Annotated in this window: 28 protein-coding genes and 1 tRNA gene; 18 read left to right on the top strand and 11 right to left on the bottom strand. The window is 53.6% G+C overall.

The window, feature by feature from the left end:
* Positions 1–8 precede the first annotated feature (8 nt).
* The 5 genes from eutC (at position 9) to nadA (ending at position 4745) form a co-directional block, all read left to right on the top strand.
* The gene (gene eutC / locus Q4606_RS12770; RefSeq protein WP_011784747.1) at positions 9–959 is read left to right on the top strand and encodes an ethanolamine ammonia-lyase subunit EutC; all 951 of its coding nucleotides are present in this window, start codon (positions 9–11) and stop codon (positions 957–959) included.
* Between the two features lie 73 nt (positions 960–1032).
* Positions 1033–1689, top strand: coding sequence for an ethanolamine utilization microcompartment protein EutL (eutL, locus tag Q4606_RS12765; protein WP_011784748.1), 657 nt, complete (start codon positions 1033–1035; stop codon positions 1687–1689).
* A gap of 14 nt (positions 1690–1703) precedes the next feature.
* Positions 1704–3032 carry a 4Fe-4S dicluster domain-containing protein gene (locus tag Q4606_RS12760; protein WP_303596169.1) on the top strand — a complete coding sequence of 443 codons (1329 nt, stop codon included), beginning with the start codon at positions 1704–1706 and terminating at the stop codon, positions 3030–3032.
* Positions 3033–3060: 28 nt separating this feature from the next.
* Positions 3061–3615 (top strand): BMC domain-containing protein, encoded by a 555-nt coding sequence (locus Q4606_RS12755; protein WP_303596168.1) that lies wholly within the window; start codon positions 3061–3063, stop codon positions 3613–3615.
* Positions 3616–3683: 68 nt separating this feature from the next.
* Positions 3684–4745, top strand: a complete 1062-nt coding sequence (nadA, locus tag Q4606_RS12750; protein ID WP_303607762.1) for a quinolinate synthase NadA — start codon at positions 3684–3686, stop codon at positions 4743–4745.
* A 2-nt stretch (positions 4746–4747) separates the two neighbouring features.
* On the opposite strand, the gene Q4606_RS12745 is transcribed toward nadA, so the two are convergent.
* Entirely contained in the window at positions 4748–6223 is a 1476-nt protein-coding gene (locus tag Q4606_RS12745) for a M48 family metalloprotease (protein WP_303607761.1), read from the bottom strand.
* A gap of 170 nt (positions 6224–6393) precedes the next feature.
* Between Q4606_RS12745 and Q4606_RS12740 the strand changes: the two genes are divergently transcribed.
* Complete coding sequence (locus tag Q4606_RS12740) at positions 6394–6621, top strand: sulfurtransferase TusA family protein (protein WP_303607760.1); 228 nt, start codon at positions 6394–6396, stop codon at positions 6619–6621.
* 16 nt (positions 6622–6637) lie between these two features.
* The gene (locus Q4606_RS12735) at positions 6638–7720 is read left to right on the top strand and encodes an AI-2E family transporter (RefSeq protein ID WP_303607759.1); all 1083 of its coding nucleotides are present in this window, start codon (positions 6638–6640) and stop codon (positions 7718–7720) included.
* 14 nt (positions 7721–7734) lie between these two features.
* Here the strand turns inward: Q4606_RS12735 and Q4606_RS12730 are convergent, their stop codons facing one another.
* The gene (locus tag Q4606_RS12730; protein ID WP_303596163.1) at positions 7735–8202 is read right to left on the bottom strand and encodes a peroxiredoxin; all 468 of its coding nucleotides are present in this window, start codon (positions 8200–8202) and stop codon (positions 7735–7737) included.
* A gap of 74 nt (positions 8203–8276) precedes the next feature.
* Here Q4606_RS12730 and dapA point away from each other — a divergent pair, with 74 nt between their 5' ends.
* From dapA to Q4606_RS12705, 5 genes are read left to right on the top strand one after another with little or no spacing between them, the layout of a single operon-like run.
* The gene (gene dapA / locus Q4606_RS12725; protein ID WP_303607758.1) at positions 8277–9155 is read left to right on the top strand and encodes a 4-hydroxy-tetrahydrodipicolinate synthase; all 879 of its coding nucleotides are present in this window, start codon (positions 8277–8279) and stop codon (positions 9153–9155) included.
* 47 nt (positions 9156–9202) lie between these two features.
* Positions 9203–10318, top strand: coding sequence for an outer membrane protein assembly factor BamC (gene bamC / locus Q4606_RS12720; protein WP_303607757.1), 1116 nt, complete (start codon positions 9203–9205; stop codon positions 10316–10318).
* A 47-nt stretch (positions 10319–10365) separates the two neighbouring features.
* Complete coding sequence (gene purC, locus Q4606_RS12715) at positions 10366–11082, top strand: phosphoribosylaminoimidazolesuccinocarboxamide synthase (RefSeq protein WP_303596160.1); 717 nt, start codon at positions 10366–10368, stop codon at positions 11080–11082.
* A 42-nt stretch (positions 11083–11124) separates the two neighbouring features.
* Positions 11125–11850: a TIGR04219 family outer membrane beta-barrel protein gene (locus Q4606_RS12710; protein ID WP_303596159.1), complete on the top strand. Its 726-nt coding sequence runs from the start codon at positions 11125–11127 to the stop codon at positions 11848–11850.
* Between the two features lie 51 nt (positions 11851–11901).
* Positions 11902–12909 carry an NAD-dependent epimerase gene (locus tag Q4606_RS12705; protein ID WP_303607756.1) on the top strand — a complete coding sequence of 336 codons (1008 nt, stop codon included), beginning with the start codon at positions 11902–11904 and terminating at the stop codon, positions 12907–12909.
* Position 12910: 1 nt separating this feature from the next.
* Here the strand turns inward: Q4606_RS12705 and Q4606_RS12700 are convergent, their stop codons facing one another.
* A complete protein-coding gene (locus Q4606_RS12700) occupies positions 12911–13306 on the bottom strand; it encodes a glutaredoxin domain-containing protein (protein WP_303596157.1) in 396 nt (131 codons plus the stop codon).
* Positions 13307–13430: 124 nt separating this feature from the next.
* Between Q4606_RS12700 and Q4606_RS12695 the strand changes: the two genes are divergently transcribed.
* Positions 13431–14114, top strand: a complete 684-nt coding sequence (locus Q4606_RS12695; RefSeq protein ID WP_303607755.1) for a cytochrome b/b6 domain-containing protein — start codon at positions 13431–13433, stop codon at positions 14112–14114.
* A gap of 32 nt (positions 14115–14146) precedes the next feature.
* Here the strand turns inward: Q4606_RS12695 and Q4606_RS12690 are convergent, their stop codons facing one another.
* From Q4606_RS12690 to Q4606_RS12660, 7 genes are all read right to left on the bottom strand, one after another.
* Positions 14147–14614, bottom strand: a complete 468-nt coding sequence (locus Q4606_RS12690; RefSeq protein ID WP_303607754.1) for a cytochrome c — start codon at positions 14612–14614, stop codon at positions 14147–14149.
* A gap of 290 nt (positions 14615–14904) precedes the next feature.
* A tRNA-Val gene (locus Q4606_RS12685) sits at positions 14905–14981 on the bottom strand.
* Between the two features lie 54 nt (positions 14982–15035).
* Positions 15036–15986, bottom strand: coding sequence for a DMT family transporter (locus Q4606_RS12680; protein ID WP_303596154.1), 951 nt, complete (start codon positions 15984–15986; stop codon positions 15036–15038).
* 120 nt (positions 15987–16106) lie between these two features.
* Positions 16107–17195: a hypothetical protein gene (locus tag Q4606_RS12675; RefSeq protein ID WP_303596153.1), complete on the bottom strand. Its 1089-nt coding sequence runs from the start codon at positions 17193–17195 to the stop codon at positions 16107–16109.
* Between the two features lie 36 nt (positions 17196–17231).
* The gene (locus Q4606_RS12670) at positions 17232–18305 is read right to left on the bottom strand and encodes a hypothetical protein (protein ID WP_303607753.1); all 1074 of its coding nucleotides are present in this window, start codon (positions 18303–18305) and stop codon (positions 17232–17234) included.
* Positions 18306–18429: 124 nt separating this feature from the next.
* A complete protein-coding gene (locus Q4606_RS12665; protein ID WP_303607752.1) occupies positions 18430–19047 on the bottom strand; it encodes a YceI family protein in 618 nt (205 codons plus the stop codon).
* Complete coding sequence (locus Q4606_RS12660; RefSeq protein WP_303607751.1) at positions 19034–19774, bottom strand: CDP-alcohol phosphatidyltransferase family protein; 741 nt, start codon at positions 19772–19774, stop codon at positions 19034–19036. The genes Q4606_RS12665 and Q4606_RS12660 overlap by 14 nt, the downstream gene beginning before the upstream one ends.
* A 182-nt stretch (positions 19775–19956) precedes the next feature.
* On the opposite strand from Q4606_RS12660, the gene Q4606_RS12655 reads away from it, so the two are divergent.
* The 4 genes from Q4606_RS12655 to Q4606_RS12640 are packed head-to-tail and all read left to right on the top strand — an operon-like array spanning position 19957 to position 24247.
* Positions 19957–20964, top strand: a complete 1008-nt coding sequence (locus Q4606_RS12655) for a zinc-binding alcohol dehydrogenase (RefSeq protein ID WP_303607750.1) — start codon at positions 19957–19959, stop codon at positions 20962–20964.
* Between the two features lie 10 nt (positions 20965–20974).
* Positions 20975–21373, top strand: coding sequence for a 6-carboxytetrahydropterin synthase (locus Q4606_RS12650; protein ID WP_303607749.1), 399 nt, complete (start codon positions 20975–20977; stop codon positions 21371–21373).
* Positions 21360–23297, top strand: coding sequence for a glycosyltransferase (locus Q4606_RS12645; protein ID WP_303607748.1), 1938 nt, complete (start codon positions 21360–21362; stop codon positions 23295–23297). The genes Q4606_RS12650 and Q4606_RS12645 overlap by 14 nt, the downstream gene beginning before the upstream one ends.
* On the top strand, positions 23294–24247 hold the full coding sequence (locus tag Q4606_RS12640; RefSeq protein WP_303607747.1) for a lysylphosphatidylglycerol synthase transmembrane domain-containing protein: 954 nt from the start codon (positions 23294–23296) through the stop codon (positions 24245–24247). Before Q4606_RS12645 ends, Q4606_RS12640 begins: the two co-directional genes overlap by 4 nt.
* Here Q4606_RS12640 and Q4606_RS12635 read toward each other — a convergent pair.
* Positions 24222–25100, bottom strand: coding sequence for a RibD family protein (locus Q4606_RS12635; protein ID WP_303607746.1), 879 nt, complete (start codon positions 25098–25100; stop codon positions 24222–24224). The two genes, Q4606_RS12640 and Q4606_RS12635, sit on opposite strands and share 26 nt — an antisense overlap.
* 116 nt (positions 25101–25216) lie before the next feature.
* Here Q4606_RS12635 and Q4606_RS12630 point away from each other — a divergent pair, with 116 nt between their 5' ends.
* Complete coding sequence (locus tag Q4606_RS12630; protein ID WP_303596144.1) at positions 25217–25633, top strand: helix-turn-helix domain-containing protein; 417 nt, start codon at positions 25217–25219, stop codon at positions 25631–25633.
* Positions 25634–25637: the final 4 nt, after the last annotated feature.

Here is a 25637-nt window from a genome sequence, read left to right as displayed (position 1 = left end):
TGATAACCATGGATGAGCAAACAATTCAGAGTATCGTCAATTCGGTGTTGCGTGAGCTGGGCGAAAAGGACCTTCCCGCCGGCCAGGTGACGCGTGTTCAGCCCGAAGGTAAAAGTACACAGCGGAATGATCCACCGGCCTACAAGCCATCAGAGACTGCTGGTCGGCAAGGGCAGACAGAGTCAGCCGATACAGGCGACGGCCTTGAAGATCTGAGCCTTGAAAAGTTCGTGCATTGGAACGGTATCGAGAACGCCCATAACGCTTCGGTCAACAGTGATATGGTCAAACAAACAGCGGCCCGTGTCTGCCAGGGCCGAGCCGGGCCAAGGCCCCGTACCCGTTCACTTCTGCGCTTTCTTGCGGACCATTCCCGTTCAAAAGACACCGTCGTGAAGGAAGTGTCTCCGGAATGGCTTGAAAAGAAAAACCTCTGGGAAGTTCAGACTTGTATTTCGGATAAAAGCGAGTACCTCCGCCGCCCGGATCTTGGCCGCAAACTCTCCGATGACGCAAAGAAAACCATCGGCGAACGCTGTAAGAAATCGCCTCAGGTGCAGGTGGTTATTTCTGACGGTCTGAGTACAGACGCCGTGACCAATAACCTGGACGAAATTATACCACCCCTTATGAAGGGGCTTGAGAGTGCCGGATTTACCGTTGGCACCCCGTTCTTTCTGCGGTATGGCCGTGTAAAGGCTCAGGATGAAATCGGCAACCTGTTGCAAGCCGACGCCAACCTCCTGCTCATCGGCGAAAGGCCAGGGCTGGGGCAGTCTGAAAGCCTGAGTTGTTATTGCGTATACAAACCCACCGAGAAGACGGTGGAGTCAGATCGTATGGTTATTTCCAATATCCATAAAGGCGGTACACCACCCATAGAGGCAGCGGCTGTTATCGTGGATCTGACGCGCAAAATGCTTGAGCAAAAAGCGAGTGGGCTAAACCTTAAACGCTGAAGCCAAGGGCTCAGACTCATGGTTCGGAGACCTCAAAATGAGGCTCCCGGCAATATTTTGAAGGAGCACCATCATGGCAATTCGGGACGAGATCAGAGCATCGGTATTGGCGACACGCGTTATTGCGTCGGTCGATGACGGAATGATGAAACAGTTTAATCTGAAGAAAGAACAACGATGTATCGGCATGATTACAGCCGACAGTGATGACGTTACCTACGTAGCCCTGGACGAGGCAACAAAAGCTGCACAGGTTGATGTGGTATACGCCCGATCATTCTATGCCGGTGCTGCGCATTCGTCCGGCCTGTTATCCGGTGAGGTGATCGGTATCATCGCCGGGCCAGGCCCTGCAGATGTGATCGCCGGGCTTCAGAGAGCGCAGGAAGTGATCGAAAATGAGGCCTGCTTTTATTCAGCTAATGACGAGGGCAGTATCGCGTATTTTGCACACCTGGTATCTGCCACCGGAAGCTATTTGTCGAAAGAGGGCGGGTTAAAGCGGGGCGACTCAATGGCGTATCTGATTGCACCGCCTCTGGAAGCCATGTTCGGTATGGATGCAGCATTGAAAGCGGCCAGCGTGAAGGTTTCCAACTTCTTTGCTCCGCCTTCTGAAACGAACTACGGTGGTGGGTATCTCACTGGTACTCAGGCAGCGTGTAAGGCTGCGTGCGAAGCCTTTGAGGAGGCAGTTCTGGCCGTTGCCAGAAATCCTATTGATATATGAGCGGCGCAGGTGACATGAACTCCCTTGTTGAAAAAGTCAGAAGCGCGGGTGTTGTGGGTGCCGGAGGGGCGGGTTTTCCCTCGTATGTAAAAATTCAGGCATCGGCCGATGTGCTGATTGCTAACGGAGCCGAATGCGAGCCCTTGCTGTTCAAGGATCAGACGATCATCCAGCGGTTCTCAACCGAACTGCTTCAGGGTATGGCGCTTCTGATGGATCAGGTTGGTGCGAGCAGGGGCGTGTTGGCAGTCAAGGAAAAACACCAGGATTCGATCGCACACATAGAGCCTTTGTTGCCGGCAAATATCGAACTGAAACTCATGCCCAACGTGTATCCTGCGGGCGACGAATACGAACTGGTGTATGAGGTAACCGGTAATCGTATTCCGGCGGGTGGTCTACCCAAGGATATCGGGGTACTGGTTCAGAACGTTGAAACACTGGTGAACATCGCGCGGGCAGCAGAAGGTCAGCCTGTTACCCGAACCATGGTCACTGTGCACGGAGAGGTTGAGCATCCTTTTACCGCTTGGTTGCCCATAGGTATGCGCTTTGGCGATGTCATTAGCCTTGCTGGTGGCATAACCTGTGATGATCCCGTGGTCATCGATGGCGGCGCCATGATGGGGCAGGTCGTTGACGACCAGGATGCGTCGATTTCCGCAGTGAGTAGTGGTTTATTGGTGCTGCCCAGGGCAAGTAACCTCGTGAGGCGACGTTCCGAAACCGAGCAGGAGTACAAACGCATCGGGAAATCCGGTTGCGACCAGTGCACCCTTTGTACTGAAATGTGCCCCAGATACCTGCTCGGCTACCCGATACAGCCACATCTGGTTATGCGCTCGTTGCTAACAACAGGCGAGGTCAGCGAGACTCTATCGGTTCATGCTCAGGCCTGTTGTGAATGTAATATCTGCAGCCTATGGGCGTGTCCGGAACAGCTGAACCCCCGAGATATATGCGTTTCAACCAAGCGTGACCTTAAGGCCAATGATTTGTGGCTGACACCGGAGCAATTGCAGGGCCAGACCCGCGAAGTACACAGCATGCGTGAATACCGGGGCGTGCCATCACAACGGCTGGCCCGTAAGCTGGGGCTCGCCAAATACGACAGTAAAACCGCCTACTGGAAAGAGGTTGATACGGTTCCATCTCGAGTCATCATTCCATTGCACCAGCGTATGGGGCAGCACCCGGAGCCGGTGGTGTCTAATGGGGATGCTGTCGTTGAGGGCGCAGTCATTGCGGCCCCGGCGGGTGAGGGAATGGGCGTTCCCATTCACGCCAGTATCAGCGGGATCGTTACATTGATAGACGGCTTTATTGAAATCGACGCCGGTTAACTGGCTTGGGCTCCAACAGGAATCGATCATGAGCAACAAAAGTGCGATCGGAATGATTGAGATGAACTCAATCGCCAAAGGCTATGCGGTAGGCGACGCTATGCTGAAGGCAGCTAACGTTGAAATCGTTTTCAACCGGACCATTTGCCCGGGTAAGTTTATGGTCATGGTCGCCGGCGATGTAGCTGCTGTCGAATCTGCTATGGCTGCAGGGCTTGATATGGGTAGCGAAACCATTGTGGATGAACTGATCATCCCCAATGTTCACCCGTCTGTTTTCTCAGCCATTAGTGGAACCCGAGTTATCGAGGAGACGGCAGCTTTGGGTATTATCGAGACCTTCTCGGTTGCCACCATTATTGAAGCGGCAGACGCAGCAGTAAAAGCCGCCAATGTTGAGCTGATTGATATCCACCTGGCCATGGCGATTGGTGGCAAGGGGTTCCTGACCCTGACGGGTGACGTTGCTGCGGTGACTGCAGCAGTCGATGCGGGAACAGACTACATCAAGAGGAAAGGGTTGCTGGTGGATAAAGTCGTTATTCCTCAGCCCCGCAAAGAGATCTTGCAGGACAAGTTATAGTCCTTACAGTGCTACTGCTGTCTGAAATGATATACTCGGGCGCAGAAAGTAACTGAGAGATGCTGTACATGACTAAAGCTGAAGACCGAATCCTTGTTCAGGAACATCTGGCCCATGCAGCGGAGCCGAAACAGCTCAGCGCTGATGAGAAGGCGCGGCTCGAAACCCGTATCAAGGCTGTCCTCAAGGAAAAAGACGCCGTACTGGTGGCGCACTATTACACAGACCCGGATATCCAGCGTCTTGCCGAGGAAAGCGGCGGCTGTGTGGCAGATTCCCTCGAAATGGCCCGTTTTGGTAACCAGCATCCGGCCTCAACCGTGGTTGTCGCAGGTGTTCGTTTCATGGGCGAAACTGCCAAGATTCTGAACCCGGAGAAGCGCGTATTGATGCCCACTCTCGAAGCGACCTGCTCGCTTGATGTGGGATGCCCCGCGGATGAGTTTTCAGCCTTCTGCGATCAGCACAGTGATCGAACTGTGGTGGTTTATGCCAACACATCGGCTGCAGTCAAAGCCCGGGCAGACTGGGTGGTTACATCCAGCTGTGCTCAGGCTATTGTGGAAGCTCTGGACTCTCGGGGAGAGAAAATTCTCTGGGCGCCGGATAAGCACCTTGGCCACTACGTTCAGAAAACCACCGGTGCTGACATGCTGCTGTGGGATGGCTCGTGCATAGTGCATGAGGAGTTCAAACACCGCGGCCTGGAAGACCTGAAGGCCCTTTATCCCGATGCGGCCATTCTGGTTCACCCGGAATCCCCCGACGCTGTCGTGGAACTGGCAGACGTGGTTGGCTCAACCTCCCAACTGATTCACGCTGTGCAAACACTGCCGAATCAGGAGTTTATCGTTGCGACGGATAACGGCATTTTCTACAAAATGCAGCAGCTTGCCCCCAATAAAACGCTTATTGAAGCCCCTACGGCCGGCAACGGTGCGACATGTCGGAGCTGTGCCCAGTGCCCATGGATGGCGATGAATGGTCTGGAAAACCTATTGAGTGTTATTGAGAAGGGTGACCAGGAAGTGCTGGTGGACGCGGTAACCCGCGAGAAAGCCCTTAAGCCACTGCGTCGCATGTTGGACTTCACTGCCGGCATGAACTTGAAAGCGGCGGGTAACGCCTGATACTAGCTATTCCTGTACGCCCTAAGGCGGCTGGTAACTTCTCCCAGCCGCTCTGATACAACCTGTCTCTCGGCTGAGCCTGCGGGCAATTTCTCCTGAGCTTGCCGCAGTTGCCTTTGAGCAGATTCCAGGTCGCCCATAAGTGCATAGTATTCAGCGCGGGCTCTGTGCACACCAACGATGTTTCTTGCCATTCCTTCGGCTTCTGCAAGCCGCAACCACAAATATTCCTGCTGCTGCATCCTGCGTGTCAGCTGCTTCAGGTACTCGGCGGCTTGAGTGCCGTTACCAGCTGCAATTTCCACATCCGCAAGAGTGGATGTGATCGGGTAGTTGCCGGGGTTTCTTGCCAGGGCGTCTTCGAGCAGGGCTCGCGCCTCGTCGAGTCTTTTCTGCTGAATATATATTTCAGCAAGCGTAACCTGCAGGGTAATCCGGCCCGGGTTACTGGCCAGTAACTCGTTAATCGCTTTGGCTGCTTTCTCAAACTGGTTGTTGCTCAGGTAGGCGACTGCCAACCCGTAACGGATGGCCTCGTTGCTCTGTGCGTCTGGTTTGTTAAGGTAGCTTTCAAAGGTTTCAACTGCGACGTCGGGCGAGGGGGCATAGTGCACTTGCAGACGGCTGCGCACCAAGTGGTACTCCTGGCCGTCCCGGATGGTCTTTTCAGGATATTGTTCTGCACGGTTGCGGGTATCGGCCACCCGGTTGCGGGTCAGGGGGTGCGTGGACAGGTATTCCGGCATGGTATTCCCCTGTAGCCGATTTTGCCGCATCATGATTTCAAACATTTCAGGCATACCGCGTGGATCCAATCCCGCCGTCGCCAGGATATCCAGGCCAACCCTGTCAGCTTCCTGCTCGTGAAGCCGGCTATACGCCAGCATATTCTGGATGGCCAGCGCCTGAGTGCCGGCAATGGCAGCAATACCTATATCGGACTGAGTAACCGCAGAGAGCACAATGCCCGCAATCATGCCGGCAATCGTAAGTGGTGCACTGGTTTCCTGTTGCTCCATCCGGCGGGCAAAATGCCGCTGGCTAAGATGGGCAAGTTCGTGTGCCAATACTGAGGCGAACTGCTGCTCTGTGGCTGCATTGAGGAACAGGCCGCCATTGACTCCAACGATCCCTCCGGGTACGGCGAAAGCGTTGATTGCGGAGCTATCAATGAGTGCGAGAGTAATGTCCCGGTTATCCAGCGGAGCAGAGGGCAGCAGCCGATAGGTAATAGAGCTGAGATAGTCGTATACCAGCGGGTCGGTTATGCGGGGCGCTGACCTCCGGATGGACACCATAACCTGCTGCCCGATCTCACTTTCCTTTTGTCCGGCTATAAGGCCACCGCCGGTTCCACCAATGCTCGGCAATTGGCTTTCTTGTGCGGTGGATGCTGAGCCTGATGCCAGCGTTAGAGCAAAAACCACAGCAAGCGAAAGTTTTCGGTAACAAGGAAACGCTGTAATAACGTTAGTCATGTAATGCTGTGGGCTCCTGGTTCAAACTACCCTTGTGACAACAGATCATGGTTGAAATTCCATGAAACAGTTCGGGTCGACCATTAACAGGGTTTGTGATGCAATAGAGTATCACTGAGGGCATAATGCCGGCTTGCGAATTCCATGTCTTGTAATGGTGCAACTTCTCTATGGCTGATCGTACACTCGATGCGTCCGGGCTTCGATGCCCTATGCCCCTGCTGAAAACAAAGCTGGAGCTCAACGGCATGTCGCCAGGCGAGATGCTTGAGGTAATCGCCACAGATGCGGGCTCCGCCCGCGATATCCCGGCCTTTCTGAAGTTATCCCGCCACCGTTTGGTGAACTCCTCGGAAACTGATGGCCACTACCGGTTTATGATAGAGTGCGGCGGTTAAATCTCCGGAGTCCTTGATGTTCAGAATTTTACGCGGTCTTGCGCACAAATACTTTTCAGATGAAGAAGCTGTCATTCTTTTTCTGATTCTGGTGACAGGCACAGTTTTTATTATCTGGTTTGGCGCCATGCTTGCACCAGTGATCGCCTCCCTCATAGTCGCGTTTATTCTCCAGGGGCTTGTTACCAAACTGAATGCCCTCGGCGTTCCGGAAGGTCTCGCAATAGTGGGTGTCTTCCTGGTGTTTCTGGGTGTTCTGGTGGGTTTTATGTTCGGCCTGCTGCCGCTTATCTGGACTCAGCTCAGTACTCTTGCTGGCGAAGCGCCTCGAATTATCGGTGAGTTGCAGTCCTATCTTGAACTGCTACCTGAAGAGTATCCGCATATTATCTCCGCCCAGGCGGTTAGCAGTCTTTATCAGCAAGTGAACACAGAAGTAGGGCACATGACACAGTGGTTAGTGTCCTTCTCACTATCGAGTATCCCCGATCTGGTGGCGCTACTCATTTATATTGTGTTGGTACCCATACTGGTTTTTTTCTTTTTGAAAGACAGCGAGGTCCTTCTGGGATCCATTTCCCGGCTACTGCCACCGCAGCGCCCGATGATGCTGAAGATCTGGCACGAAGTGAATTTGCAGTGTGCTAATTATGTACGGGGAAAAGCTGTTGAAATTTTGATTGTTGGCGGCTCAACCTACGTTGCATTCAAGCTGTTGGGTGTGCCTTACGCAGCTTTGCTTTCACTTTTGGTTGGGTTAAGTGTCGTGATTCCCTACATTGGTGCGGCGGTTGTGACCATTCCGGTTGCAGTGATTGCGCTGTTCGCCTTCGGCTGGGGCACACACTTTATCTGGGTTATGGTGATATACGGGATCATTCAAGCGCTGGACGGCAACGTGTTAGTGCCAGTGTTATTTTCAGAAGTGAACAATCTGCACCCGGTTATCATTATTATCTCAGTGCTGTTTTTTGGCGGCATCTGGGGTCTGTGGGGTGTGTTTTTCGCCATTCCGCTGGCAACCATGCTCAAGGCAGTATTTTCCGCCTGGCCGGTTAAGGAACTCTCATCCTCAACCGCGCCAGATCAGATAAAATAAAATGGGAGTGTTGATCAGAGAGATTTCACCGCTGCGAGCACTTCTTCCACGTGCCCGGGCACTTTTACTCCGCGCCACTCCTTACGCAGTACGCCATCCTGGTCAATCAGGAACGTGCTGCGATCAATGCCCATGTATTCCTTGCCGTATAGCTTTTTAAGCTTGATTACGTCAAACAACTGGCACAGAGTTTCATCTTTATCGGAAATCAGGTGAAACGGGAACTCGAACTTTGCCCGGAAGTTCTCGTGAGCCTTGAGCCCATCCCGTGACACCCCGAAAATCTCTGTATCCAGTTCCGCAAACGCCTTCATGTTGTCGCGGAAGTCCTGTCCTTCAGTTGTGCAGCCCGGAGTATTGTCTTTTGGGTAGAAATAAATAACGACATTTTTGCCACGCAAATCCGCCAGTCGAACGGTCTGGTCGCCCGTGGCTGCTGCTTCAAAGTCTGGTACCGCTTTATTCAGTTCAATAGATGACATGACATCTCCTTTAATTCCCTTGTGTCCGTTCGTGCCCAACATTACCATAACCGTTTTATTCGGACGGAGTTTTTATGATTACGGGTAGCCTTGTCGCACTGGTAACGCCCATGCATCCAAACGGTGACGTTCACTGGGAGGATCTGGATAAACTGGTGGACTTTCATCTGGAGAACGGTACCGACGGTATCGTTGCTGTGGGAACCACCGGCGAATCCGCAACGCTCGATCAGCAAGAGCACTGCCGGGTAATTGGTTACATCATCAAACGCGTGAACGGGCGGATCCCTGTTATTGCCGGTACTGGTGGTAACAGCACACGTGAAGCCATTCATCTGACAACCGAAGCGCATAAGCTTGGTGCAGACGCTTGCCTGCTGGTTGTCCCTTACTACAACAAGCCGACTCAGGAAGGTCTGTACCAGCACTTCAAGACAATTGCTGAAGCAGTGCCCGGCATGAGTCAGATGCTCTATAACGTGCCAGGCCGTACAGCTTGCGACATGCTTAACGAAACCGTTCTTCGCCTGGCTGACATTCCGAATATTGTTGCCATCAAGGATGCCACCGGTAATATCCCCCGCGGTGCAGAGCTGATTGCTGCGCTTGATGGGCGCCTGGCTGTCTACTCCGGTGACGATGCCACTGCGGCTGAACTGATTCTCGCGGGCGGGCAGGGTAACGTTTCTGTTACTGCCAACGTGGCGCCCAGGGGCATGGCGGATCTATGTGCGGCAGCCATTGCCGGCAACCGTGAAGAAACCGATCGTTTGAACGAGCTTCTGATGCCTCTGAACCGCAAATTGTTTCTGGAAGCGAATCCCATTCCGGTCAAGTGGGCGCTTCAGCGCATGGGCCTGATTGGTGAAGGTATCCGGCTTCCATTGACGCCGTTCAGCGAAAAATTCCACGCTGAACTTGAAGAAGCGATGAAAGCCTCGGGTGTGCTCTGAGTTTGCAGATGCTCCCCAAGACACAGTCCCACACAGAGAGTAGGCCGATGCCGGTTCTTTCAGGAACCCGTAAGTTTTTTGCATTCCGTCCCACCGTGCTTGCATCAGGGCTGTTACTGGCCGTTGCGACGGCCGGTTGCAGTTTCGTCGATGACCGATCAGAGCGTTACGTAGATGCAAAGGAAGGCGACGCGCTGACGTTGCCTGAAACGGCAGATGCTTCCCGGTTTAATGAGGTAATGCCCATTCGCAGGATAAATCCGGCGGATGCCAGCAAAATGTATACGTCTGATATCCCGCAGCCCCCTGATATGACCTCGGAAATTCTCGAAGAAAATTACGTGGTTGAAGAGCTGGATGGCCGGGCCTGGTTGCTGGTGAACGACGTTCCCGGTCGCATCTGGCCGGCGGTAACCGGTTATATGAACGAACAGGGGCTGGGTGTCGCCTATGACAACCCACAGCTGGGCTTGCTACAAAGTGATGTGGCAAACTTTAGCATGCGAGCCCGCGCTCTTCTGGAGCTTTCCAGTGCGCCAACCGAAGCAACCACAGCTGAACCCAGGGCGGTGTTGCAGGTTCGTATAGCTCCTGGTGTGCGTCGCAAAACCACTGAAATTCAGGTGCGTAAGCTCACGTCAGAAGAAGGTGGTTCCTGGCCTGCAGAGCTTATTTCCTGGCGTGGAGCAACTGATCCTTCCACGGAGGAACTATCGCTGCAGAAACGCGTGCTCGCGGATCTTGGCGAATTCCTGAAAGCCCGCGAAGAGAGCAAATCCTTCTCCCGGGCGGCATCAGGAATGGTCTCCAAGCCTTTAGTAAAGCTTGTGTCTGAAGATGACAGAGCAAAAGCGATTAGCATGGACCTCGATTACGGTCGTGCGTGGGCCGAGGTTAATCGGGCGCTTACCGAGTCAGATATCGCCATCGTAGATCTCAACCGTAGTGAAGGCTGGCTTTTTGTCGATTTCCGCAGCGCCGACGAGCGCGACCCTGGCTGGTTCAGCTGGTTCAGTGATAAAGAAAAACCTCGCCACACTCATACGGTCACCGTCGACGAACTCGATGGCCTGGTGCAGGTAACGGCTGAAACGGCTGAAAGTTATACCGGTGTGCAGGGCGATGAAGACCTGCTGACACAGCTGTTCAATTACCTATACTGATTCAGAAGGGGTGCCCGCGGCGCGGGCCTCCGTTTCGGAGACTTACAATGGAAAAGCGCGAAGAACTCTACGCAGGCAAAGCTAAATCTGTGTTCTACACTGATGATCCAGAGCGTTTTGTTCTGGTCTTTCGGGATGATACCTCGGCCTTCGATGGTGAGAAGAAGGAGCAGCTCAGCCGCAAAGGTATGGTGAACAACCGCTTCAATGCCTTCATCATGGATAAACTGGAAGCTGCTGGCGTACCGACACATCATGAAGGTTTGCTGTCGGCTACGGAATCGCTGGTGAAAAAACTGGACATGATTCCTGTCGAATGTGTGGTGCGAAATGTGTCTGCGGGTAGCTTGTGTCGTCGCCTGGGTGTGGAAGAGGGGTTGGAGCTTAATCCGCCTACCTATGAGCTCTTTCTTAAAAACGACGCCATGCATGATCCAATGGTTAATGAGTCTCTGGCTGTTAGCTTTGGTTGGGCCAGTGAGGCTGAGTTAGCTCGTATGAAAGAGCTAACCTACAAAGTGAACGACGTACTGAAAGCACTGTTCGATGATGCCGGAATGCTATTGGTGGATTACAAGCTGGAGTTTGGCCGCAGCGGTGCAGAGATTGTTCTGGGCGATGAATTCAGCCCGGACGGCTGCCGTATATGGGACAAGGAAACCCGTAAAAAGATGGACAAGGATCGCTTTCGCCAAGGGCTGGGCGACGTTATCGAAACATACGAAGAAGTTGGTCGCCGTCTGGGCATAAACTTCGACGAGTGATTAACGATAAATCCAAACAGATGACAAGGACACAGGTGCACTATGCGTAAACTGACCATAGCAGTAGGAAGCTCTCTTGTATTGGCAGCTCCTCTGGCACAAGCAGACTTGGCTGGCCTTGGCGCCAGCGTGAGCTACTGGGACTCGGATTTGTCTGGGGATGTGGTCTCTGGCGGCGACTCTGTCGATGTAAATGACGAGTTGCGGCTGAAGGACGACGGTAATGCCAATGCCAGCGTTTATTTGGAACACCCTGTGCCTTTGCTACCCAATGTCCGTTTGGCTTATACGCTGGTTCAACAAAGTGGCAACGGCACGCTTTCTGGTAATTACGGATCGTTTCCAGCAGGCACATCAGTGCGCTCAGACCTGGATCTTGAACAGCTTGACCTGACCTTGTATTACGAGGTTCTCGATAATTGGGTAAACCTTGACCTTGGTCTGACGGTACGTGACTTTTCCGGCGAACTGCTAATGCAGAGTGGCGGCAGTTCAGAGAAAACCGAAGCAGATGCGGTATTACCTCTGGGCTATATTGCTGCTCGCTTTGACCTGCCTCTGACGGGTGTCGCGGTTGGTGCTGAAGGCAACTTTATAAGCTTCGATGGCGACTCCATGCGCGACTTCAACGTTTACGGCCAGTTCAACATTTCGCTTTTGCAGTTACGTGCAGGCTATCGCCAGTTAGCAGTCGATTATGAAGACGGCAGTGATGTATTTGACGTGAAGCTGGACGGGCCCTTCATCAGTGCGGGCGTAGCGTTTTAATACCACACGGCTATAGCGTGGAAGGTAATGCAGTAAACAGGAGCGAAGGATTTGAAGATTCTGGTAACGGGTACCGCCGGCTTCATCGGTGCGCAACTGGCGCACCGTTTACTTGAGCGGGGAGACGAAGTCATCGGCGTTGACAACGTCAACGATTATTACGATGTCAGTCTCAAAGAGGCCCGTTTAGCGCGACTTATTGGCCACCCCGGCTTCACGGAAGTGCGCCAGGACATCTCAGACCGTTCTGTGATGGCAGACATCTTCGCAATGCACCGCCCTGAACGAGTTGTACACCTGGCCGCCCAGGCGGGTGTGCGCTACTCACTTGAAAATCCTAATGCGTATGTGGACGCCAATCTTGTTGGCTTCATGAACATACTGGAAGGCTGCCGCCATAACGGTGTGAAGCATCTGGTTTTTGCATCAAGCAGTTCTGTGTATGGTGCGAACGAGGCCATGCCTTTTTCTGTCCATGATAACGTCGACCATCCCCTGAGCTTGTATGCGGCCTCTAAAAAAGCCAACGAGCTGATGGCTCACTCTTATGCTCATTTGTATGGTTTGCCCATCACCGGCCTGCGGTTCTTTACGGTATATGGCCCCTGGGGCCGCCCGGATATGGCGCCGTTTATCTTTACGAAAAAGATTCTTGCGGGTGAACCAATCGATGTGTTCAACCATGGCCACCACAAACGCGACTTCACCTACATCGACGATATTGTGGAAGGTGTCGTTCGCACGCTTGACCAAGTCGCCCAGCCCAACAGCGACTGGAGCGGGCAAGCGCCTGATCCTGGTACCAGCAAGGCACCGTATCGCATTTACAACATTGGTAGTAACAACCCTGTCGAGCTGTCTCGCTTCATTGAAATAATTGAAAAGCGAACTGGAAAAAAAGCGCAGAAGAACCTTCTACCCATGCAGCCAGGTGATGTAGTAGCTACCTACGCCGATGTCGACGACCTGATCAGCGACGTAGGTTATAAACCGGCTACGGGAGTGGAAGAGGGTATCTCCAACTTTGTGGACTGGTATCGGGAGTTTTACAAGGTTTGATTTAGGCCGCCTTCCCAAAGCGTTGTTCCAGCCAGGCGTTGATGTCATTGGACTCGTACATCCACTGCTCACTGCCATCGTCATTCCGGATGTGCAGGCAAGGTACTTTCACATTGCCGCCGCCCTGTTCAAGCTCAGCCCGGTGGGTCTCATTATGCTGCGCATCCCGCTTCTCGATATTCAGGTTCAGTCGTGCTATCTGCTTTCGCACCTTTACGCAGAATGGGCAGGTCTTGAACTGGTACAGCGCCAGATGCTCACAGGCTGCATCTACTTTCTGTTGCTCTTCGGCACTTCGCTCCAGGGGCTTGCCGCCACCAAGCTTTTCGCTCAGTAGCACAAAGGGTGTCAGGATCAGGCGCAACGTCCGGAAAAAATAACGGATAACCACTCGCATTGAATAAACCTTTAATTTGATACATGACTGTTTTGTACACGAACTGCGGTGGGCAGTATAAAGCAAAACAGGTGTCGTTCGGGTACTCTGGGCTTATACGTAACAGTTTTATAAGGAACATAAAATGAAGTCGATCTCCCTTTGGGATTTGCCCACAAGGCTATTTCACTGGTTGCTGGTACTCGCAGTCACGGGCTCACTCGTGACAGTGAATCTTGGTGGTACCTGGATGTTGTGGCATGAGAGGTTCGGTCTGACCATCGTGGGGCTGATCAGCTTTCGGTTGGTATGGGGATTTGTTGGCTCTACCTATGCGCGCTTTTGGCAATTTATACCGGGGCCTTCAGCAGTCTCTTCATACCTGAAAGGCACATGGCGAGGTTTGGGGCACAATCCCCTGGGTGCCTTGTCGGTATTAGCCATGCTTGGCTTGATTGGATTTCAGGCTGTTACAGGGTTGTTTGCAACAGATGCCATAGCATTTAACGGGCCGCTCTATCGTGCGGTTTCGTCTGAGTGGAACGATACAATTACGTCGTGGCACAAGCTGACAGAATGGTTTATCTACGGATTGATCGGTTTGCACATTGCCAGCGTGTTTTTTTACACCTTTGTAAAAAAGGACAACCTGATAGCCCCAATGATTAGCGGACACAAAACCATCAGTGAAAGCATGGGTGAAAATCGCAAAGGTGGTGGCCTGATAGCCCTGGTTGTTGCGTTGGCGGTTGCAGTATTCGCAGTATGGGTGGCTAACGGAGGGCTTCTGCCTCCCCCTCCACCACCAGCGCCCGATCTGGGCTGGTAAGCGAAGGAGGATAGGGCGTCTAAAGGTAAGGCTTACTCAGCACGGAACGCGTCGTGGCAGGCCTTACAGGACTTGCCAACTTCGCTGAACTGGGCTGCGATAGCGGCTTTGTCACCGCCGTTTGCGGCGATTTCCTGAAGCTTGGTAGATGCCTGGGCAAAACCGATAGCCACTTCACGGGCTTTTTCCGGTTCGTCGAAAAACTCTGGCTTAAGCTTGGTGTTGTCGTTCTGATCCATGCCCGTGCCAGGTCCGAAAAGGGCGCCCAGGCCAGAGTTGGCTACTGATGCAATGGCATTTGCCGCAGCAAGTATCTGTTGTTCGTTGTAGGCGACATCACCGTCGATGGCCTGAGCCTTGATTTTGCCCATGTTCCATCCGGCAAACGTAAACGCGCTCTGACGGGTTTCAATCTGATCTTCCACATCCATTTGGGCTGCAACTGGAGTAGCTACCATAGCGCTCAGTACCAGAGCCGCAAAAATTCCTGATTTACGCATGCTCTTATTCCTCTCTCATCTATGAAAATAATTAAGCCGATTATACCGCGTTAATGATTTCACAAATATGGCATGGTTTGAATCGATACGCTGTAAAATTCCGGTAAATCCCAGGTGACCAGATCAATGTTAGTACGGCCTTTTGGCGTTGGGAAACTTTGTTGGGGAAGCCGTTTGTGGAGCGGTGCTTACAAGGAGGGTCTGTCAGTCGTTCGATGAGAATAAGTACCCAGGCACAAAAAAAGCCAGTTCTTACGGAGGGCGCAAGTAACTGACTTTTCTTGCAGAAATGGTAGGACCACCCAGATTCGAACTGGGGACCTCTACCATGTCAAGGTAGCGCTCTAACCAACTGAGCTATGGTCCTGCGTTCTGCAACGGGGCGAAATATACTGACTCCGGCGTTTTTGGTCAACCTCTTTTATCCGGTTTTTCTTCTCCTCGATGAGCTTCTGAGAACTTTGCTAAAGGCACTCCAGCGATTAACGATCAGCGCAGCGAAGATCAACCCGCAGCCGGCCAACTGGGTTGCGGTCATGGTCTCACCAAACCATCCGGCGGCGAACAGGGATACCCAAACGGGTTCCAGCACCAGAATAACGGCACCATGGCTATGAGTGGACAGGCTCTGGGCATAGGTTTGTACAAGAAAACGCCCAGCGGTTCCTATGATAGCGCTGGCAAGAATCCACCAGATTAACAGTGGTGGCGGGTTGCCAAACGTTGGCCCCCAGGGCTCCAAAATGAATGATTCAACCAGTGTCACAATCCCCACAGTAAGCAGCGCAATGGCTGTAAGGGGCAGAGCGGGGATACGGTGTTTTTCAACGGTCTCACCCTGGCGATTGATGACCTTGCGCTGGTTCGCGGCCCGGGTATTGAGGGTGAAATACAGCGCAAAAATTGAAGCGGCCACCACGAAGAACATCTGCCCCGCCTCTGGCTGAAAACCGTTGCGAAGGGAGAGAAGCGCTAATCCGGAGACGGCAACGGGAATGGCCAGCCAGGTACTTGCGGGTTGCGCCTCCTTGAACGCGAGACGGGCAATAACGGGAACAATAACCACGCCCAGGCTGGTAATGAAGGCTCCTTCACCCATGCTGGAGGCATTGAAAAGACCCATGACCCAGAAACTCATGGCTACGCCGAAGACCAGCCCGACCCCGATGCCGCGTTTCACCTGATCGCGGCTGAGGCGTGATAGTGGTTGCCAGGCGAACAACGCCAGAAAACCGCCCGCAACCAAAAAGCGTACGGCCATGAATAACAAAGGCGGCATGAGCAATATGGCTTCTTTAGAAAAAACCCAGCTCACAGCTGCAAGCAGAGTAACCGTAACAAGTAAAAGGTCGGATTTTTGAGCGTCAGACATGGTGTGGGGAGTTCACCAGAGTTAGGGAAGTGGTGTATCCCGCCAATGTATAGTTTGCGAAGTAAAAAGAAAAGAAGGCTCATCCGTGAGCCGGGTTGAATCCCTTATACAAAGCCGCTGTTAATTGTTAAGCGTTGAGTAAACCAGTGCGGACATATCGGTCTGGTCTGAGCCGGGCACCTCTATATACCGGTCTTTCGAACCCCAGAGCTTCCACCAGGGACGTTTGCTGTAGCTTCTGCTTGCAAAGTCGACCTGCAAGCCGTTCAAGGTAGTGTTGTTCACCACCGGCACCGATATGTTGCCGGTCTCTGAGCCCAGAACGCCACTGTGTGTAACGCCTTCGTTCATCAGTACCGGATAGTGGTTGTAGTAGAGGCCAGAGGGCGCGCTCTGGCTGGTGACCTTGCCTGCGAGGCTGAGATTGCTGGTGCAGGAGTCGATACCCTGGGCTGAGGTTGCGCCACAGGATGAATGTGCAGGTACTACGCCGTCATCTTTGCCGGCTATGAAGGGCTTGGTGATGCCCGCATAGGGTGAGCCACCGGCGACGAACCGAAGCCTTGGTACAGAGTTAGGGCTTAAGGCAAGGTTTCTGGCTGTATTGGTTTGCAGGTCATTCACCACGCCCAGTTTGCCCGGCTCAGGTTCAATGCCTGTGAAAGCCTGCACGGCCGCTCGAAGTGGCCAGTTATACCAGGTCGGGTTGTACGCAAGGCTCAGCGCCAGGTTCGCCAGGTCTGTGCCACCACCAGCGCCAGCGTAGTCTATGGATGCAAGGATTTTCAGTGGGGGTAAACCTTCGTTCTGCAACCAACGCGCCTGGTTTTCCAGGAGATAGCGGGTGACAAGATCGCCAGTTGAGTGGGAGACAACTATGCAGAAGTCATTGCACAGTCCTTGCTGACTGATTTCGCGGATCTGCGCATAGGCTTGTTGCGCAATGGAGCCTTCTATCCGGCCGTCGCTTGGCCAGTCAATACGTGCTTCCGAGCGTGATAACCAGAATGTTTGCCAGTAATCCTCGCCGGCGTCTCTGATTGCCTGCAGGTTCGCAGGGGGGGTATCAAGGTCCTCCATTTGGAAGCCATGCACCAGAATCACATTGTGCCCGGCCAATTGCGCCTGGGCGGTCCCGGCCATCATAGCGCTGGTCAGCGCGGTGGCCATTGCAATTTTACAGGCATATCGGGTCTTTTTTGTTGTCATGATTGCTCCGTTTTGCTTGATTTTTATTGTGGTACCTCAGAACTTGTCAGCCAGTTGTTTCAACAGAGCTGCACGCTGTTCTGATTCGGGATTTACCGCCGGCGTGTCATTAAGAGCGTCAAGATCCGGCGGCTCAAAGCTAAAACCATCATCCGGGCCGAAGGCATAATGGGTTCGGTCACCGGGCTGGGCTGGTAGTTGTCGTATCTGCAAATTTCGTAGCTGGAACGCTCCGCTAAACGATTTGTTGGCGAGCACCGTACCGTGCGCTTTCAGTAAGACCGTGTCGGCAGTGCGATCGAGCCGTCTCTCGGCCTGGAGCTGGGCGACAGGTTGCTGCCCGTTATAGAGCTGGGCAGATAACGCATAGAATCCGGAAGCCTGCGGTGAAAAGGTAACGGGAATGACAAGATTGTTGTTGCTGAGATAGGTGTCTTCCAGCCCTTCAAAATCCCCGAGATAGGGTTCTATGGTAAGGCTGGAGGCATGTCGCACGGGCTCTCCATCCACGAGTGCTTCGACAATAAGCCGGTATTCTCCTGGCTCTTCGTCGGTGCCAAGGCTGCCCTGGTAGTATCCGGTCTGGGCCTCCTGCTCAAGCGTTGCACTCCCGACCGAGTCTCTGGAATCAGGGCGCTCAAGAGTCGCCTTAAGCGAATAGCCCATTACCTGGGGCCCTTGCAATGAGGCAACGACAAGAATGTCTTCACCCCGAGTGAAGCGGAATTTGTCGAGGGTGACCGTGAACTGGCCGCCGTTTTCCAGAGGCAAGGTCACAGGCTCATAGCGATTGCCTTGGTATCCCTCTGCCTGGGCTTCGGTCAGAGGGACTGACCAGGGGGGATATCGAACAGACTCGGCGTACTGATCCGCTACCCTGGCCAGCATAAACCCGACCGGATTATCTGAAGGCGGCTTCTTATGCAGGCCATCAGTCGGCTGAAAGGCTCCTTTCACGGGGCCGGGCCCGACGGTTTCCAGGTGGCCTTCACCCCCCTGGGGCAAGGTATTCCAACTGAAACCGAAGCGGTTCTCATCTGATAAAAGGTAGCCGGCGCCAACAACAATGGAGGCTGCGGCAAATACGGCTACGAGCGCCTTCGAAGGCATTCGTTTGTCCTTTTCTATTGTTATGTTGTCTGACAAATAGGCTTTTACTGCTCAGTGCCGGCTAAAATATAGTCAAAACCTGCGGCGATGCCGGCAAATTATGTGATTGGTCTCACAAACGCATTCAAAACCAGCCGGAATCCTTATTTGCCTCAAAGCCAAACCGGAGGTTTACTTCGTCCCCCACAAGCGCCGGGTCCAACCCATAGGTCATGCCCCAGTCGCTGCGTTTCAGGGTGGTTTCAGCGCTGATGCCCAGGGTGTACTCTTCGTGGCCAATCGGGTACTCAGCGGCCTTGTTCAGCGTAACGTCCAAATCCACCGGTTGGGTTTTTCCGAGCATGTTCAGGTCACCGGTTACCACGCCGGTTGATTCCCCCGTTGGCTCAAAACTGGTTACGGTGAATGTAATGTCCGGGAACTTGTCGCTGTTCAGGAAGTCTTTGCCGGTAAGGTGGTCATCGCGCTTCTCATGATTGGTAAACACGCTTTTGCTTTCGAACGCCAGCTTTCCGGAGATCAGTTCCTGAGTGTCTTCGTCGTACACGAATTCGCCTTCGACCTTTCTGAACATTCCCATGACGGGTGCGTAACCAATGTGCATGATTTCGAAAACCATCGAGAAATGCTCATCGTCCACTTCAAATGTGGCGGGCTCGGCATTGGCGACGGTCGCTACAGGCGTCAGAGCTATGCAGGTGACAAAAGCCGGAGTCAGGAAAAACGATTCAGGCTGTTTCATGGTGAAGTCTCCTTTGGTAAAGCCAGTACACGTCAGTCGTAAAAGACCAGGCGAGTAACAACAGGGCGGTTGCCAGCGTCAGGCTGGCGAAGGTAGATGAGATGGGTGGCAGTATCGCGACCATCAGGGTAACGATTTGCCACACACAGATGGTTTTGCGACGAAAACTGTCGGGCAGGGGATTATTTAGCCAGGTTAACAAGGAAGCGGCGGCCACAAACAGGTAGCGCATCAGCCCCAGGGCGAGAACCCAGGCTCCGGCTTTACCGCTCATGATAACGGCTATGCATAAACCCAGAATCAATAGCGCATCCACTTCCATATCAAAGCGGGCGCCGAAGTCACTGCCGGAGTTGGTGGCCCTGGCAAGTTTGCCGTCGACGCCGTCGAGAACCAGGGCAAGAAGGGCGCCAATGGCATAGAGCCAGAGCGCAAACTCAGAGGCCTTCATGGGGATGAACGGAGACGCCGCCACCAACACGATAATAAGGCTACTTCGAAAAAGGGTAGCGCGATTTGCCCAACCGAAATCTACATCGCTGGGCCAACGTGCGAGCACGGCAGTGCAGATTGAGCCGTACAACAGAGTTGCGAAGGTAATCATCAGCCAGGATGATGAATACAGTTGCGTAGCAACCAGTAGCCATAACATTGCGAGCGCAGCGCCCCAGAGTAAGTCCATCCAGGGCGGTATTATGGAGTGTTTCAGCTGCCTCTCAGAATCCATAATATAACTCCAGCGTATAGGCTTCTGTGTGTCGCCGTCGATGCATAACCTTCGGGGTTAAGCGGTGCCCGGCGAATAATTATGACTATAGTGTTCGGAATGCGTTAGTGCATACGACAGCGAGTCCTATTTGGAGGTTGTTTCTATCAATCAATTAAGAGTGCTGACACAGGGAGGGCAGGATGAGTTCCGGCTTTAGCGGTTCATCAGACAAAAATGTGTCCCGGGCCTTCTGGATTACCGGGCCTGGAGAAGGTCATGTCCGCGAAGCGCCGGTGGTGTCTGGCTTGCCGGATAGCAACGAATCCCGGGTGGTTGTGCAAACGCTCTGGTCGGGTGTCAGCAGAGGCACAGAATCCCTGGTGTTCAATGGGCGGGTTCCCGAAAGTGAATTCGAGCGTATGCAAGCGCCTTTTCAGGAAGGGCGGTTCCCATGGCCGGTAAAATACGGATACGCCAGTGTCGGGCGCGTACTTGAAGGGCCGGACGAACTTATTGATAAAACGGTGTTTTGTCTTTTTCCCCATCAGGAATGCTATTCAGTCCCTGCCAGTGCAGTGACACCTGTTCCCGCTGGTGTACCGCCGGAACGGGCCATTCTTGCAGCGAATATGGAAACCGCCATTAACGGTCTTTGGGATGCCATGCCAGCGGTGGGTGATCGCATTGCGGTGGTGGGGCTTGGTGTTGTGGGTCTTCTTGTCAGTTGGCTCGCCAGCCGCATTCCCGGAACGCGAGTGACCGCTATCGATACTAATCCTGCGCGGGCTTCAGTTGCGGAGGCGCTGGGGCTGACGTTTGCAGCGGGTTCGTCGGCAGATGATCACGACCTGGTTATCCATGCCAGCGGTCATGAATCCGGCCTTAAAACCGCGTTGACACTGGCTGGGCAAGAGGGGAGGGTGCTGGAAATGAGCTGGTACGGCGACAAGCCGGTTTCCATCCCACTTGGGGGCGCATTCCATGCCCGCAGGCTCACGCTGAGGTCCAGCCAGGTTGGCCAGATTCCGCCGGCTCGCCTGCCACGATGGACATATCGCAAGCGCCTCGCGTTGGCGCTTGAACTGCTGCAATACGATGTTCTGGACCACCTGATTACTGGTGAAACGGCATTTCACCAGATGCCAGAAACCATGAGCCGAATTCTTGCAATTGGCAACGATACGCTCTGCCACCGCATAAAATATTGAGGAGCTTGTTATGTTCAGCCTTACAGTCCGGGATCACATGATGATCGCGCACAGCTTTAATGGGGATGTTTTCGGCCCGGCTCAAAAAACACACGGTGCCACTTACGTGGTTGATTTGACGTTCGAGCGCCACGAGCTGGATAGTGACGACCTGATTATTGATATTGGCCTGGCCTCAGAGGCGCTGAAGCAAGTGCTGAGTGAATTCAACATGAAAAATCTTGATGATATCGAGGATTTTCGGGGCCGTAATACCACCACAGAGTTCATGGCAAAAAAAGTATTCGACCGGATGGCTACCGCCATTCATGCCGGCCGGCTGGGTGAGACGGCAAAGGGCGTGTGTGCGCTGAAAGTAACTCTGGCTGAGTCCCACATTGCCTGGGCCAGTTATCATGCTGGAATCTGAAACGACCCTGCACTTTGTTGTGCCTGGAGATCCGGATCAGAATACAGGTGGTTATCGCTATGTGCGTAAACTGGCCGAAGCGCTGAACCTGGCCGGTGCAGCAGCGGAGGTAACTGGGTTGCCGGGCAGCTTCCCCAAGCCTGATGCAGTTGCAACACAGGCAATGGATAGCCTGCTTTCCCGACTTGCAGACGGCTCCCGCGTCATTCTTGATGGGCTTGCCATGAGTGCAATGCCCGACGTGCTCGAAAAGCACGCTCAGCGTTTGTATCTGGCTGCGCTCATTCATCACCCGCTGGCAGATGAAACCGGGCTGAGCCAGAGCGAGCAGAGCTGGTTTTTTCAGCGTGAAAAGGGGGCACTGAAAATAGTTCGCGACATTTTCACAACCAGCGCATTCACAGCTACCCGGCTTGCGGCTTACGGTGTTTCTGCCGGGCGTATCCGGACTGCCGAGCCGGGAGTGGAAAGCCCGGGGGGCAGGGTTACGCTGGGTGCCGATAAAGCCGCAGAAAACCAGGCGCCGCACATTCTCTGTGTTGCACACCTTTCACCGCGCAAGGCGCAAAACCAGCTTGTAGAGGCTCTCTCCGGTTTAAAGGACCTGCAGTGGCATTGCACACTCGCAGGTTCATGCGAGCGGGACCTGGCCTATGCAAGTCGCGTGCGACAGCAGATTCAGGACTCAGGGCTGCGAAGCCGGATTGATCTTGCTGGCGAGGTAGATGGAGACAAGCTCGCCAGCTTATATCGGCAAGCGGACATGTTTGTGTTGCCATCGTTATACGAAGGCTACGGCATGGTGATAGACGAAGCTGTGGCTGTGGGCTTACCGGTTATTTCATCGGATGGCGGCGCCTTGAAAGCTACCGGAGAAAGGCCGGGCGTAATGTTATATCCGGCAGGGGATGTGAACGTTCTGCGAGCGAGCCTGCGTAAATGGATTGATGATCCCGATTCCCTGGCGCATGCCCGTGCGGTTGCCCGAGGCGAGGCCTGCAACACAAGAACCTGGGCGGATACAGCAAGCCTGTTTCTGCAAGGGCTTGGATACTTTGATCAGAACCACCGCGAGACGCATTTCCCGGGCGAATGGCTGCAGGTACGGGAGACGGCAGACCATCGTGCGCGCTCCGTAAATCTGACACAGAAGCTGGAGCATTGGCTGCATGCATTACCTACTAATGATGGCCCTGTCAGAATTGTAGACATTGGCACCGGTCGTGGGTCAAATGTAGCCTATCTGGCCCCAGCGTTATCAATGTCTCAGGAATGGCTGTTGGTTGATCAGGATGAAAGTTTGCTCGCTGAAGCGGCTCTCAGGTCCAAGAAACTGGACGTGTCCATGAGAATGCTACAGCATCGCCTGATGCCGGGGGACTTTCACGGGTTTCTTCCTCATCACATCTCTTTAGTGACAGCTTCGGCGCTGATTGATCTGGTATCTGAAGCCTGGCTCGCAGAGCTTGTGAAAGAGGTGGTTTCAAAGCAGGCGGCCATTCTTGTTGTGTTGAGTTATACCGGTCGTTTTGCGCTTACGCCGGCTCACGAACAAGACGATTTGTTGATAGATCTGGTAAACCAGCATCAGCACGGCAATAAAGGCACTGGCGCCGCGCTTGGCCCGGATGCCGCCTCTGCGCTTGCGGAAAAACTGGCCTTAAACGGTTACGACGTGCAGGTTGAAGAAACCCCCTGGCATCTCACCTGCAAAGACGCAAGGCTGGCTGAAATGCTAATGGCTGGCTGGGTAACTGCGGCCAAGCAACGAAGCCCGGATGCCGTTGCTCTTCTCGATGCCTGGTTTGTCGCCAGAAAGCACCAGTTGGCAGCGGGCGAACTGGAAATTACCGTGTGTCATCAGGACGTACTCGGGCTTCCCCCAGTCCGCACAACAACAAAGATACCCGAACAACCAATATGACCTTTTCTCGCAGTACGGGTATTCGCATCGCATTTAAATGGGTGTCGACTGCTTTGATCATCCTGGCGGTGCTGTTGTTTGTTGATGTGAAAGCACTGGTTAATGAAATTACGCGCATTCCGAAGACTGCGATGATTGCCGGCCTCGTTCTGGGGGTAATCCAGGTATTTCTGTCGGCCTGGCGGTGGCGGTATACCGCCGGGCTTCTGGGTCTGCCGATACCCTACATACAGTCGGTGCGGGAGTACTATCTGGCAACCTTTACCAATCAGGTTTTGCCCGGCGGCGTTCTGGGTGATGTTAATCGGGCACTTCGCCATGGCGCTGATACTGACAAGAGGCTGGCAGCCGCCCACGGGGTTGCTATCGAGCGTTTATCCGGGCAGGTAGTGCTGGCGGCCGTGGTTATAAGTGGCCTTATCTGGTTGTTTATTACTGGCAGGATTGTTGGCGCAGACCCTGTGGAGCGTGACTCTACAAGCCATCTTTACTGGCTCCTGGCGGGTTCATTTGTTGGGATTTACCTGCTGTGGTTTCTCGCACGCAGGAGCGATCGGGTGTGCAGATTTTTCGCCACTCTACGCGGAGATCTCGCCCGGGCCTTGCTCTCCTGGCCGGCTTTTCCATTGCAAGTGCTGACGTCGTTGATGGTGGTGGCAAGCTATCTGGCCGTGTTCCTCGTGTTGGCCACCGGCGCGGGTTATATCACCGACCTGCCTTCGGCAGTTGTCTCAGGGGCTCTGTGCAGTCTTCTCCTGCTGAGCATGGTGATACCGGTTACTGTCTCGGGCTGGGGTGTCCGTGAAGGCGCAGCGGTGGTTCTATGGCCAATGGCGGGCTTGCCCGCAGAGCAGGGTGTGGCACTGAGTGTGGCCTATGGTGCACTTATATTTGTCTCCAGCTTACCAGGTGCTCTGTTCCTGTTCAGTTCGCCGGCAAGGCAACACTGAAATCAAGATCAAACAGCATGTCGGTGCCCAGGTTTACGAATTGAGAGGCAGGCCTGAGCGCGTCATCCAACAAGTCAATTTCCGGCAGGGAAAAGGCCGGCCTGCCACTGCCGATAATCATGGGAGCCACCATGACATGGAGCCGGTTTAACAAGCCAGCTTGCAGGAAAGACGAAACAGTCATGCCACCGCCTTCTATAAAAATCTTTCTCAGCCCGAGATCAGCAAGAACCTCAAGAATACGTTTCGGGTTCGCGAGTTCTTTTCCACTGCCGAGGCAAGGAATATCGATTACCGAACTCCTGCCGTAACCATCAATCATGCCAGGACTATAGTCGCCAGCAACCAGGCGCAGTGTCGGTGCAGCTCCGTCGGTAAACAGGTGATGGCTTTCAGGTACCCGACGATGACGATCAATAACAATTCTTACCGGATTGGCTCCGCTGGCACAGCGCACGGTCAGCCGGGGGTTATCCGTCGTTGCCGTGCCGGCGCCGACAATCACAGCATCGGAAAGGGCCCTGATGCGGTGCAGGTGGGTAATCCCATCGCCGCCGTTGATAAAACGGGAATTCCCGGTAACCGTTGCGATCCGGCCATCGAGACTTTGGCCGAGCTGACCGATAACGTGCCAGGGTGCGGATTCAGCAAGTGGACGGCACAAGGGTAAAAAAACACTCAGTAATGCGCGGGCTTCTTCTGTTGCTTCCTGCAGCAGCCGCCATTCTCCATTGCGGTGCAGCTTGAGTACCGGCTTATCGGAGTCTTGACGCGTTAGCGTTGCACCCGAAAGGTTCTCTGCTTGCAGAATAAGATTCCAGGCGGCTTCTGTGTCCAGTGCTTTAAAAGTCATAAGTTTCCTGGGTGGTTGCGTTCAAATCAGTATAGGCAGATTGTGCATAAAGCTATATGTACGTTACATTTCCTGATTAACTCACTTTTCCTGATAATTTTGCAGAGGCGAATACCATGCGTTACCTGCAGACATTCAACCGCCGGTTACGGCAGATGCGCGAGGCAGGGCGCTTATCCTGCCAGGATGTCGCCGAGATTTGTGGTGTAGAAGAAGCGCAGGTAATACGCTGGGAAGCTTCAGATGCCGGGCAACGTACCTATCCGGATTTAGCGGCGTTGTTGGATTTCTGTATAAAAACAGATACACCTCTGGAAGATCTGCTGGATCTGACAGCCCCCGGCGACGGTGGACAGCTCGAATTACCGGGGCTGGTGTTCAGCAACAGCGATGATCTCTCAATGGCGTTGAAAGAACTGGAGCAGGTGATAGACAGGGTTCAGCTTTCGGAGGAAGAGGCAGAAATGCTGCGCCGTTTCCGCAAGACGACTGCGGAAAATCGGCGCATGATATTGCAGATTTTGGGTACCTGAGCAG

Source organism: Marinobacter sp. 1_MG-2023 (assembly GCF_030549045.1).
Lineage (GTDB): Bacteria > Pseudomonadota > Gammaproteobacteria > Pseudomonadales > Oleiphilaceae > Marinobacter.
Note: the sequence above shows the minus strand (reverse complement) of the source record. Positions and strands in the feature narration are given on the sequence as shown.